11 protein-coding genes are annotated in these 11,820 nt (G+C 73.6%); 7 read left to right on the plus strand and 4 right to left on the minus strand.

Annotated features, from left to right (window positions below):
* Positions 1-121 precede the first annotated feature (121 nt).
* Positions 122-1,675 carry a HAMP domain-containing sensor histidine kinase gene (locus AB0K00_RS09535; protein WP_363518000.1) on the plus strand — a complete coding sequence of 518 codons (1,554 nt, stop codon included), beginning with the start codon at positions 122-124 and terminating at the stop codon, positions 1,673-1,675.
* Here AB0K00_RS09535 and AB0K00_RS09540 read toward each other — a convergent pair.
* Together AB0K00_RS09540 and AB0K00_RS09545 are read right to left on the minus strand one after the other, a co-directional pair.
* On the minus strand, positions 1,642-2,304 hold the full coding sequence (locus tag AB0K00_RS09540) for a response regulator transcription factor (RefSeq protein ID WP_363518002.1): 663 nt from the start codon (positions 2,302-2,304) through the stop codon (positions 1,642-1,644). The two genes, AB0K00_RS09535 and AB0K00_RS09540, sit on opposite strands and share 34 nt — an antisense overlap.
* Complete coding sequence (locus AB0K00_RS09545) at positions 2,301-3,617, minus strand: sensor histidine kinase (RefSeq protein WP_363518004.1); 1,317 nt, start codon at positions 3,615-3,617, stop codon at positions 2,301-2,303. Before AB0K00_RS09545 ends, AB0K00_RS09540 begins: the two co-directional genes overlap by 4 nt.
* A 167-nt stretch (positions 3,618-3,784) precedes the next feature.
* On the opposite strand from AB0K00_RS09545, the gene AB0K00_RS09550 reads away from it, so the two are divergent.
* Together AB0K00_RS09550 and AB0K00_RS09555 are read left to right on the plus strand one after the other, a co-directional pair.
* Positions 3,785-4,525: an ABC transporter ATP-binding protein gene (locus AB0K00_RS09550; RefSeq protein WP_363518006.1), complete on the plus strand. Its 741-nt coding sequence runs from the start codon at positions 3,785-3,787 to the stop codon at positions 4,523-4,525.
* A complete protein-coding gene (locus AB0K00_RS09555) occupies positions 4,522-5,571 on the plus strand; it encodes an ABC transporter permease (RefSeq protein ID WP_363518008.1) in 1,050 nt (349 codons plus the stop codon). The genes AB0K00_RS09550 and AB0K00_RS09555 overlap by 4 nt, the downstream gene beginning before the upstream one ends.
* Positions 5,572-5,646: 75 nt before the next feature.
* Here the strand turns inward: AB0K00_RS09555 and AB0K00_RS09560 are convergent, their stop codons facing one another.
* Positions 5,647-6,474 (minus strand): alkaline phosphatase family protein, encoded by an 828-nt coding sequence (locus tag AB0K00_RS09560; RefSeq protein WP_363518010.1) that lies wholly within the window; start codon positions 6,472-6,474, stop codon positions 5,647-5,649.
* Between the two features lie 196 nt (positions 6,475-6,670).
* Positions 6,671-7,048 carry a hypothetical protein gene (locus AB0K00_RS09565; RefSeq protein WP_363518012.1) on the minus strand — a complete coding sequence of 126 codons (378 nt, stop codon included), beginning with the start codon at positions 7,046-7,048 and terminating at the stop codon, positions 6,671-6,673.
* Between the two features lie 230 nt (positions 7,049-7,278).
* Between AB0K00_RS09565 and AB0K00_RS09570 the strand changes: the two genes are divergently transcribed.
* The 4 genes from AB0K00_RS09570 to AB0K00_RS09585 are packed head-to-tail and all read left to right on the plus strand — an operon-like array spanning position 7,279 to position 11,804.
* Complete coding sequence (locus tag AB0K00_RS09570) at positions 7,279-7,836, plus strand: hypothetical protein (protein WP_363518014.1); 558 nt, start codon at positions 7,279-7,281, stop codon at positions 7,834-7,836.
* Entirely contained in the window at positions 7,833-8,513 is a 681-nt protein-coding gene (locus tag AB0K00_RS09575; RefSeq protein ID WP_363518016.1) for an ABC transporter ATP-binding protein, read from the plus strand. The genes AB0K00_RS09570 and AB0K00_RS09575 overlap by 4 nt, the downstream gene beginning before the upstream one ends.
* Positions 8,503-9,195: an ATP-binding cassette domain-containing protein gene (locus AB0K00_RS09580; RefSeq protein WP_363518018.1), complete on the plus strand. Its 693-nt coding sequence runs from the start codon at positions 8,503-8,505 to the stop codon at positions 9,193-9,195. The genes AB0K00_RS09575 and AB0K00_RS09580 overlap by 11 nt, the downstream gene beginning before the upstream one ends.
* A complete protein-coding gene (locus tag AB0K00_RS09585) occupies positions 9,189-11,804 on the plus strand; it encodes an ABC transporter permease (protein ID WP_363518020.1) in 2,616 nt (871 codons plus the stop codon). The genes AB0K00_RS09580 and AB0K00_RS09585 overlap by 7 nt, the downstream gene beginning before the upstream one ends.
* The last annotated feature ends 16 nt before the right edge of the window (positions 11,805-11,820 follow it).

Below are 11,820 nucleotides of genomic sequence, written 5' to 3' on the forward strand. Positions count from 1 at the left end.
TGCTACACCTACAACGAGTAGGAGACCGCGCGGACGCGGCACGTCACCGCCCGGCGCCGGCGTCGCACGATCCTTGACGCTCTTCAGCACCGGTTCAGGTCCGCCCCGCTACGTTCGTGGTATGAGCAGCTGGTGGCGGCGCGGCACGGCCCGCATGTCCGGGCGGCTCGGGGTGCGGATGCGCTCCGCGCTCGCCGCCGCGGCCGTCGTCGCGCTCGCCGCCCTGGTCAGTGGGGCGACCCTGGTGGTCGCGGCCCGGCTCATCCTCACCGACAACATCGACCAGTCGACCGGTCAGCGCGCCGCGCAGGTCGCGGCGGCGCTCGCCGATGCCGACGGGACCGGCCTCACCGCCACGCTGCGCCCGTCGCCCGGCGACCGCACCGTCGTGCAGGTGGTCGACAGCACTGGCCGGGTCGTCGCCGCCACGGCCGCCGTCGCCGGGGTCGCGCCGATCTCCCCGCTGCGACCCCAGCCCGGGCAGACACAGCGCGAACAGCGCAGCCTCGACCTCGCCCACGACGAACGCTTCCGGATCGTCGCCGTCGGCGTCAGCACCGCCGACGGCCCGCGCACCGTCCTCGTCGGCCAGTCCCTCGACGAGGTCAACGACGGCACCGAGGCGATCATCGGCGCGCTCGTCCTGGGCATGCCGCTGCTCACCCTGGTCGTCGGCGCCGCCACGTTCCTGTTCGTCGGGCGGACCCTGCGCCCGGTCGACGCGATGCGCCGCCAGGCCGACACCATCACCGCCCGGAACCTGCACACCCGGCTGCCGGTGCCCGCCACCGCCGACGAGATCGCCGCGCTCGCCACCACGATGAACACCATGCTCGACCGGATCGAATCGGCCGCGGAGGCGCAGCGCCGGTTCGTCGCCGACGCCAGCCACGAGCTGCGCAGCCCGCTGTCGACCATCCACGCCGGCCTCGACCTGCTGGCCGTCGCGGACCTGCCGTCCTCCGCCGGTGCGCACGTGACCCGGATGCGCCACGAGAGCACCCGGATGGGCCGGCTCATCGCCGACCTGCTGCTCCTCGCCCGGATCGACGAGTCCGGGCCGCAACTGCGCCGCGAGGACGTCGACCTGGACGACGTCGTCTACACCGAACGCGACCGGCTCAGCGCCGGCCACCCGGACCTGAAGGTGGAGGCGCGGGTCGCCCCCGTCCGGGTCGACGGCGACCCGCACCAGCTGCAGCGGGTCCTGCGCAACCTGCTCGACAACGCTGCCCGGCACGCCCGCGGCCGCGTCACGATCAGCCTCACCGCCGCCGGCGGCACCGCCGAGCTCACCGTCGCCGACGACGGCCCCGGCATCCCCGCCGCCGAACGGGAACGCGTCTTCGACCGGTTCGTGCGCCTCGACGACGACCGCTCCCGCCAGGGCGGCGGCACCGGGCTGGGCCTGCCGATCGCCCGGGACGTGGTCATCGCGCACGGCGGCACGCTCACCGTCCACGCCGCGCCGGACGGCGGCGCGCTGCTGCGCATCCGGCTTCCCATGGCGCCGGACGACGGATCCTCGCGGGAGTCCTCGCGGGAGTCCTCGCGGGAGTCCTCGCGGGAGTCCTCGCGGGAGTCCTCGCGGGAGTCCTCGCGGGAGGACGACGGCGGGGCGGCCATCCGCAGGACGCGTCCTCATGAAGCCGGACGGACGAGACCGGCGTCGTAGGCCGCGATGACCAGTTGCGCCCGGTCCCGGGCGCCGAGCTTCATCAGCAGCCGCCCGACGTGCGTCTTCACCGTGGACAGACTGACGTGCAGACGCGCGGCGACCTCCTGATTGGACAGGCCGAGCCCGACCATGGTCAGGACCTCGCGCTCCCGGTCGGTCGTGTCGGCCAGCGCCCCGGTTGGCGACACCCTGGTGCCCGGCCGGCGAACGAACTCCTCGATGAGCCGGCGGGTGACGCCCGGCGCGAGCAGCGCCTCGCCCGCGGCGACGACCCGGATCGCGGCCAGCAGGTCGGCGGGCCTGGTGTCCTTGAGCAGAAAGCCGCTCGCGCCCGCGTGCAGGGCGGCGAACACGAACTCGTCGGCGTCGAACGTCGTCAGGATGAGCACCCGCACGCCGGCCGTCGCCGGGTCGGCGCAGATCCGCCGGGTGGCCTCGATGCCGTCCAGGTCCGGCATGCGGATGTCCATGAGCACCACGTCGGGCCGCTCCCGCCCGGCGAGCGCGACGGCCTCCGCGCCGGTGGCCGCCTCACCCACCGCGACAAGGTCGGCGGCGGTGTCGACGAGGATCCGGAAGCTGCCACGGACCAGTGTCTGGTCGTCGGCGACCAGAACCCGGATCATCGCGCCGTCCCCGAGCCGACCGGGAACGTGGCCCGGACCCTGAAGCCGCGCTCCGCCGCCGGACCGATGGTCAGTGTCCCCCCATACATGGCCACGCGCTCCCGCATGCCGCTGATGCCGTGCCCACCCGACGGTGTCGCGCTGCCGGGATCGGTGGCGACGCGGCCTGGACCGTCGTCGTCGACTTCGACGGTGAGCGTGTCGGGCTGGAAGCTGACCATCACCCGGCAACGGTCCGTGGCGGCGTGGCGCATCACGTTGGTGACCGCCTCCTGGACGATGCGGTACGCGACGAGGTCCAGCCCGGTGGGCAGCTCCCGCCGGGTGCCGTCCATCCGCAGGTCGACGACGAGTCCGGCGTCGGCGGTGCGGCGCACGAGGTCGTCGAGATCGTCGAGGCCCGGGCCGGCCGGCCGTGAGACACCTGCCGGTGGTGCGGGACCTGCCGGTGGTGCCGGACCTGCCGGTGGCGCGAGACTTGCCCGTGGTGCGGGATCTGCCGGCGGCGCGGGACTGTCCTCCGCAACGGCGCCGTCGCGGAGGACGCCGAGCATCGAGCGCATCTCGCGCAGGGCGTCGCGGCTGGTCTCCTCAATTGACAGCAGCGCGCGCCGGGCCTCGTCAGGCCGCTCGGCCGCGACGTGGTTGGCGACGCCGGCCTGCACGGCGATCACGCTCATCGTGTGCGCGACGACGTCGTGCAGCTCGCGGGCGATCCGCAGCCGTTCCTCGGTCATCGCGCGGCGGGCCTCAGCGAGCCGGGTCTGTGCCTGCTGCTCCTCCCGCTCGCGCACGCTGGCGGTGTGCAGGCGGTGCTGTCGCACCGCATGGCCCGTCGTCCAGGCAGCCGTGAGCAGCAGGGCGGTCTCGGTGAGCATCGCGACCCGGTTGGGACCGGGCCTGGCCCAGGGGACGCCGAGGGCGCCGGTGACCCCGAGCACCGCCGCGGCCACGGCGCCCGCGAGGAGCCACCCGGCTTCCCTGCGCGGAAACCGTTGCGGCACCACGTATACGACGAAGGCGACCCCGACCCACGGCGCGGGAAACGAACCGGAACTGGTGGCGAGCACCGCGACGACCAGGGTGAGGATGAGCGCCGTCCGTGTCCTGGTCCGCCGCAGGACACCGCCGAGCGTGGCGGCGGCGAGGACCGCCGCGTCGACCCACCCGGAGCCGTGCGGGACGGCGGTCTGCCACGCCAGGACCGTCGCCGCCGAGGCCAGTGCCGCGGCGGCGACCCCGTCGACCACGGTCCGTTGCGCCGGCCCGAGCGGGCCGGGCAACGGTGGCCAGGGTGGCCGGGGCGACTGCATGGACGAACCGTAGCCGCCGGTTCGCAACGCCGCGTCAGACCACAGCACGACGTCGGGGGTGTACCTGAGTCTGACGTGGCGTCCGAGGACTGTTCCCGGGCATGACGACACAGGAGCTGGCCGGGAACAGGATCGTCTGCACCGCAAGCGATCCGTGGAGGACGATGATGAGCACCGTCGTAGAGGCCAGGGGCCTGGGCAAACGGTATCGGGACAGGTGGGCGCTCCAGGAGTGCACCCTGTCGATTCCCGCCGGGCGCGTGGTCGGGCTCGTCGGCCCCAACGGGGCCGGCAAGAGCACGCTGCTGCAACTGGCGGTCGGTCTGCTGGCGCCGACCGCCGGCACCGTCGAGGTGCTCGGCCGGCGCCCCGGCGCCGACCGCCGGCACCTGGCGAGGGTCGGCTTCGTCGCGCAGGACGCACCGGTCTATCCGACCCTGACGGTCGCGGAGCACCTGAGGCTCGGCGCGCGGCTCAATCCCGGCTGGGACGCCGGCTACGCCGAGCGGCGGGTCGAGCGCCTGTGCCTGGACCCGGGCCTGCGCGCCGGGCGGCTGTCCGGGGGGCAGCGCGCCCAGCTCGCGCTCACCCTCGCGGTCGGCAAGCGACCGGACCTGCTGGTCCTCGACGAGCCGGCGGCCAGCCTCGACCCCCTTGCCCGGCACGACTTCCTGCGCGACCTGGCCGAGTCGGTCGCCGACCGGGACATGAGTGTGGTGCTGTCCTCGCACGTGGTCTCGGACCTGGCGCGCAGCTGCGACTACCTCATCGTGTTGAGCACCGCCCGGGTCCAGGTGGCCGGGCCGGTCGCGGCGCTGCTGGCCGGGCAGCCGGCGCTGAGCCTGGAGGACCTCGTCCTCACCCACCTGAGCCGGGGCCGGCACGACGACACGGAGGCCGCACGATGACCTGGTTGACCTGGCGCCAGACCCGGGCGCAGCTGTGGGCGGCGGCAGGGCTGCTCGCCGCGCTCGCCGCCGTGCTCCTGCTCACCGGCGCCCGCCTCAGCGACCTGTACACCTCCAGCGGCCTCGGCACGTGCGTCGCCGCCGGTGACTGCGGCCGGGCGCAGGCCGCGTTCGCCGCCGGGATCCAGGCCGACGACGTGCGACCGTTCCTGTACTTCGCCGGCATCGCGCTGGCATACGTCGTGCCGGCCGTGATCGGCATGTTCTGGGGCGCGCCGCTGGTCGCCAGGGAGCTGGAGGCCGGAACGCTGCGGCTGGCCTGGACACAGAGCGTCACCCGCCTCCGTTGGCTGCTGGTGCGGCTCGGGCTGACCGGCCTGGCCGCGGCGCTGACCGCGGGGCTGCTGAGCCTCGCGGTGACCTGGTGGGCGGGGCCGCTCGACCGGGCCGGCGGCCTGCCGGACCACGACCAGGGGCTGGCGCTGCCGAACCGGTTCGCGCCGCTGGTGTTCGGCGCACGTGACGTCGTGCCCCTCGGCCATGCGCTGTTCGCGTTCGCCCTGGGCGCCGGCGTGGGGCTGCTGGTGCGGCGCACCGTGCCGGCGATGGCGGTGACCGTCGCGGTGCTGGCCGCGACGCAGTTGCTCGTGCCGGCGGTGGTCCGCGAGCACTACCGTCCCGCGCTGTCGACCACGACGCCGCTCACGGTGACCGAGAAGCCGCACCAGGTGGTGGTCGATGACCAGGGTATGGCCGTGTCGATGCCGGTCGACATCCCCGGCGCGTGGATCACGTCCGTGCGGACGGTGGACGCGGCGGGCCACCCGTTCTCCGGACCGGCGCCGGAGGCGTGCACGTCGCCGGCGTTCCCACCGGCGGAGTGCGACGCCGCCATCGACCGGCTGCGGCTCGGCCAGCTCGTGACATATCAGCCGGCCGGTCGGTACTGGGCGTTCCAGTGGACGGAAACAGCGGCCTACCTCCTGCTGGCTCTCGGTCTGGCGGGGTTCTGCGCGGTGCGGATCCGCCGGTTGCGGCTGTCGTGACCCACTGCCGGCGCCGCGGTGGCGTCACCGACCCGCCGCCGGGCCGGCAGCGTCCGGTCTGCCACCGGATCGGGCCTACCGCAGCGAGATCGGGCTTCTGTCGGCTGACGCGCCGAGCGGTGGCAGGTCGTAGAGGTCCTGGATGGTCCGCAGCATCGTGTAGTGATCGACGCGTTCGGTGCGGTCGCCGGGGGTGACGCCGGCCCCGAGCAGGACGGTCGGGATGTGGTTGTCGTCGGTTCTGTTGTCCTCGTCGAAGGTCAGCAACAGCAGGCTGTTGTGCCGCTCTGCCCAGGTGATGTAGTTGCCGAGGGTGCGTTCCAGCCAGCTGTCCGCCTCGTTTTTGGGGCAGTCGTGCATGTCGTGGCACAGGCCGGGGATGACGAAGGACACCGTCGGCAGCTTGCGGTAGTCGGCCGGGAAGTCCCGAAGCGACCGGTTGCTGGCCGCGGGCACGTCGTCGAAGTTGACCCAGGGGTTGTGCCGGCGCACGTATTGCCGGTCGGCGCAGCCCGTCCAGCCGGTCGAGGGCAGGTCCTCGGAGTATCCGGCGAAGCTGTGCCCGGCGTCGATCAACTGCCGGCCGAGGTTCGGTGTGCCGGTGAACGTGTGCCCGCAGTGGTTGTCGACGACGCCTTGCGTGGAGCCGGAGAACAGGGCCAGGTAGTTCGGCTGGCTGGGGTGGGTCTCGCCGTAGGCATTGGTGAAGTTGGCGCCGCGCTCGGCGAGCGAGCTGATGTACGGGGTCCTGCGGTGGCCGATGACGGCGTCGTACCGCTTGTTCTCCATGACGACGACCACGACGTGGTCAGGACGGGCGGGTGTTGCGCCGGCGCGGATCGCGCCCACGCTGAGCAGCGTGAAGGCGGCGGCGGTCAGCACCATGATCGGGGCACGTCTCATACCGACAGCTTGTAGGAGTGAATACGGCATATCGGACTTGAATGCAGAAAATCACCGCTTGGAGGAGTACCGGGCCGAGCGCCGGCAGGATGCCACCGTCGCGGCCGGTCATGACGGTCAACGGGAGACCGCCATGACCGGCAACAGATCCTGGATGGAGCGCCAGGGGCGGCGTGCCCACCGCCCGGGGTGCGGGCTACCGGCCCGCGTGCGTGTTCTGGGTGAAGGTGGTGAGGTCGGCGCTGACGTCGTACATGACGTTGACGCCGTCTTTGGTGCCGAGGACGTCGTAGGAGCCGTCGGGGTCCTTGCGGACGCTGGTGACGGTGACTGTGGAGTCTTTGGCCTTCATCGCGGCGGTCACCTTCGTCAGTTCGTCACCGGTCACCGCGGTGTCCGCCGAACCACCCTTGGCGGCGCCGCCGGAGCCCGCGGCCGCACTGGACGAGGCGCTGGGCGACGGTGCGGTGGTCTCGGCATTGGCCAATGCGGCGGCACCGAACACGAACACGCCGGCCGTCACCACACCCGCCGCGGCCAGGCCGACCCGCTTGATGGCCTTCATGGAGTTCATCGACACGTCGTACGCTCCCTGCGATCGCGAGCGCCGGCTTGCTGCCTGCGCTGTCGTGATCTCGAGATTCAGCGGCTCACCTGGGCAACTGATGCCAGGAACCTGTCATGCGCCTGGCAGGCACGATTCTTAGCCGGCCGGTATGGCAGCTCTTAGCGAATCCTTATGCCCGGCCACCCGGGGCGCGACATTCAGTGGGCTTTCAGCATCGTCTCCTTACGGTGCGCGGTATGAAGACGGCAGGCAGGTTCACCGCTGGGGCGATCGTCGCGGCACTGGTGCTGTCCGGTTGCGGCCAGGGCGGCGGCACTCCGGACGCCGGCGGCGCCGGCGACATCCCGGACAACCAGGCGTTCGTCGAGTACCGCCCGGCGAACAACCGCTACGCCATCAAGGTGCCGGAAGGCTGGGCGCGCACGGAGTCCGCCGACGCGGCCACGTTCACCGACAAGCTCAACACGGTCACCGTCGTGCTCGGTTCCCGCGCCACCGCACCGGACGCTGCCGCCGGCACCGCGGACCTGGACGCGCTGCGCGGCACGACCGCCGGCTTCTCGCCGGGCAAGGTGTCCGTCGTCGACCGCAACGCGGGCAAGGCGCTGCTGGTCACGTACCGGGCCGACGCACCCGCCGACCCGGTCACCGGCAAGGTGGTCAACGACGACGTCGAGCGGTACCAGTTCTGGCAGTCCTCGTCGCTGCTCACCGTCACGCTCGCCGGGCCGCACGGCGCGGACAACGTCGACCCGTGGCGCACCGTCACCGACTCCGTGCGGTGGCTGGCGTGACCGCGCCGGCCGTGCGAGCCGAGCGGTTGTTCCGGTTCTTCCACAGCGGCGACGAGGAGGTCCTCGCGCTGCGCGGGGTGTCCGTGGCGGTGGCGGCGGGGGAGTGGCTCGCGGTGACCGGCCCGTCGGGGTCGGGCAAGTCGACGCTGCTGGCCTGCCTCGCCGGACTGGACGAGCCCGACGGCGGCAGCGTGTGGATCGCCGGTCGGCGGATCACCCGCCGCCCGGACACCGCCCGCGCCGTGCTGCGCGCCCGGCACATCGGCATCCTGTTCCAGTCCGGCAACCTCCTGGAGCACCTGACGGTCGCGCAGAACATCCGCTTCGCCCGCCGGCTGGCCCGGCAGCCCCGCGACACCGGCAGTCTCCAGGAACGCCTGAGCGCGGTCGGGCTCGAGGACCGTGGGGGCGCGCTGCCCGGTGAGCTGTCGGGCGGCCAGATCGCCCGGGCCGGCCTCGCCGTCGCGATGGCCAACGACCCGGCGGTGCTCATCGCCGACGAGCCCACCGGCGAGCTCGACGAGCTCACCGAACGCGCGATCCTCGGCCTGCTCGCCGCCCGGGCCGCCGACGGTACCGCCGTGCTCGTGGCCAGTCACAGCCCTGCCGTCACCCGTGCCGCCGACCGGGTGATCGAACTGCGGGACGGCCGGATCGTCGGGGGCGGTGAACGCTGACATGGGCCACGACGCGACGGTTTTCGTGGGCACCCACCTCAGGCGGGTCTTCGGTCCGGTCACCGCCGTGCGGGACGTGAGCTGCCTGGTGACCGCCGCGGACCGCATCGCGGTCACCGGCGCATCCGGCTCCGGCAAGTCGACGCTGTTGCAGCTCATCGCCGGCATCGACGACCCGAGCGGCGGCCACGCCGCCTGGCCCGCGATCGACGGCCACCCACGACGCCGTCCGGGCCGCATCGGGATCGTGTTTCAGAGCCCGGCGCTGCTGCCCACCCTCGACGTCCACGAGAACGTGGCCCTGCCCGTCCTGCTCGCCGGGCAGACCGCCGACACGGCACGGCAGGCCGCGTCCGAGGCGTTGCGGTTGCTGCACCTGGACAATCTCGCCGACCGGCTGCCGCACCAGCTGTCCGGTGGGCAGGCGCAACGTGTCGCCGTCGCCCGCGCCGTCGCCACGAACCCCGACCTCGTCGTCGCCGACGAACCGACGGCCGCACTGGACACCGCGACCGCCGCACACCTGCTCGACATCCTGCTGTCCACCGTCGACCGGCTCGGCGCCGCGCTGGTGCTGGCCACCCACGACAACGTGACCGCCGGCCGCCTGCACACCCGATGGCCCATGGCGGACGGCGTGATCTCCACCCGGACCCTCGCAGATACGGACCCGCCATGCTGATCTGGCTCACCGGCCTGCTCCGCCGGCGCACCGGCAGCATCCTCGGAACCGCCGCCGGGATCGCCGCCGCCGTCGCGCTGCTGGCCACCGTCGGCTCGTTCCTGGCCACGGCCCGGGCCTCGATGACGGCCCGCGCCGTAGCGCCGGTCCAGGTCGACTGGCAGGTGCACCTCAGCACCGGCGCCGATCCGCGGGCCGCCCTCGCCACCACCCGCGCCGAGCCGGGTGTCGCCGTCGCGTTGCCCGTCGAGTACGCGCACGTCCCCGCACTGTCCACGCAGGACGGTGCCACGGTGAGCACGACCGGTGCCGCCGTCGTCGTCGGTCTCCCACCGGACTACCGCACGGCATTCCCCGGGCAGGTTCGCGACCTTGCCGGCGCCGGCACCGGGGTGCTGATCGCGCAGCAGACCGCGGCGAACCTGCGCGCCCGGCCCGGCAGCGTCATCACCGTCGCCCGTCCAGGGCTTCCCGCCGCGCAGGTCACCGTCGACGGCGTCGTCGACCTTCCGCACGCCGACACGATGCTCACGCTCGACCCGGCGGCGACCGCTCCACCGGACAACGTCCTGCTGCTGCCGACCGCGACGTTCACCGCGCTGTTCGACCCGCTGCGAGCGGACCGGTCCGACCTGCTGGCCGGACAGATCCACGTGCGGACCACCCGGCAGCTGCCGGCCGACCCCGGCACGGCGTACACCGACAGCACCGGCGCCGCGCATCACCTCGACGCCGCGCTCGCCGGCGCGGGGCAGAGCACCGACAACCTCGCCGCCGCCCTGGACGCCGCCCGGTCCGACGCCGCCTACGCCGCCGCCCTGTTCCTGTTCCTGGCCACCCCCGGCGCGGCGCTCGCCGGCCTGCTCACCGCGGCCATCGTCGCCGCTGCCGCCGACCGCCGCCGCAAGGAGCAGGCACTGCTGCGCGCCCGCGGTGCCAGCACCCGGCAGCTGCTCTGGATCGCCGCGCTCGAGGCCACCGTCAGCGGAGTCATCGGCGCCGCCCTCGGCGCCACCGCGGCGGCTGCCCTCGGCCGCCTCGTCTTCGCCGACACCGGCACGGCCGCCTGGTCGGTGGCCGCCGCGGCGGCCGGGCTCGTCATCGCGGCCGGCACGGTGCTGCTGCCGGCGGCGCGGTCCCTGCGCACCGAGAGCGTGGCCGCCGGCCGGGCCGACGCCGCCCGCTCCCGGCTCCCGCTCGTCCTGCGGCTGGGTGTCGACGGCATCGCGCTCGTCGGTGCGTTGCTCGTCCTGCGGGCAACCACCGCCACGGGTTACCAGCTGGTCGTCGCACCGGAAGGGGCGCCGCGCATCGCCGTGGACCACTGGGCCTTCACCGGCCCGGTGCTGCTGTGGATCGGCGCCGCGCTGCTCACCTGGCGCCTGGTGGAGGCCGGGCTGCGGCTCGGCCGGCGACTCCTCACCGGCATGTTGCGGCCGTTGGCGGGGCCGCTCGCCGGCACCGTCGCGGCCACCCTGCGCCGGCGCAGCCGCCCGATCGCCACGGCCGCCACGCTGATCGCCTGCGCCATCGCGTTCGCGGTCTCCACCGCCGCCTTCACCGCGACGTACCAGCAGCAGGCCGAGGTCGACGCCCGCCTCACCAACGGCGCTGACGTCACCGTCACCGCCACGCCCAGCGACCTGAGCGGCGGCCTCGCCGACGCCATCCACCGCACGCCCGGCGTCCGGCACGTCGAAACCATCCAGCACCGGTTCGCCTACGTCGGCGCCGACCTGCAGGACCTCTACGCCGTGCAGCCCGCCACCGTCACCGGCGGCGCGCACCTCGCCGACGCCTGGTTCGCCGGCGGGACCGCCGGTGCGCTCATGCGCCGCCTCGAGCAGCAACCCGACGGCATCCTCGTGTCCGCCGAGACCGTCACGGACTTCCAACTCCAGCCCGGCGACCGGCTCGTCCTGCGGATCACCGACACCCGGACCGGCAACCCGACCCCGGTCACCTTCCACTTCCTCGGCGTCGTCAACGAGTTCCCGACGGCACCCACCGACAGCTTCCTCGTGGCCAACCAGCGTTACGTCACCGGAAAGGCCGGCGCCGGCCCGGGCACCCACCTCGTCGACGCCGGCGGGCACGATCCGGCAACCGTCGCCGCGGCACTGCGCGCCCGGATCGGGCCCGGCCCGGCCATCACCGACATCACCACCAGCCGGACCACCATCGGCTCGAGCCTGACCGCTGTCGACCTCGCCGGCCTCACCCGGATCGAGCTGAGCTACGCCCTCCTGCTCGCCGTGGCCGCCGCCGGTCTCGTCCTCGCGCTCGGCCTGACCGAGCGCCGCCGTACGTTCACCATCGCCACGGCGTTGGGCGCGAGGAGCCGCCACCTCGCCGGCTTCATCGCCGGGGAGGCCCTCGTGGTCACCGTGCCGGCGTTGGTCATCGGCGCCGCGTCCGGTGTCGGGCTGGCCCAGGTCCTGGTCGTCATGCTCAAGGGCGCCTTCGACCCGCCACCGGATCGTCTGGCGCTGCCGTGGACGTACCTCGGCGCGCTCGGCGTCACCACGCTCGCCGCCGGTGCGGTGACAGTGGTGGGCGTCCTCGCGCGGACCCGGACCCCGCGCCTGACCCTACTGCGCGACGTCTGAACGTCACCGTCGTGGC

Origin of the sequence: Dactylosporangium sp. NPDC049525, assembly GCF_040676755.1 — a bacterium.
GTDB lineage: Bacteria > Actinomycetota > Actinomycetes > Mycobacteriales > Micromonosporaceae > Dactylosporangium.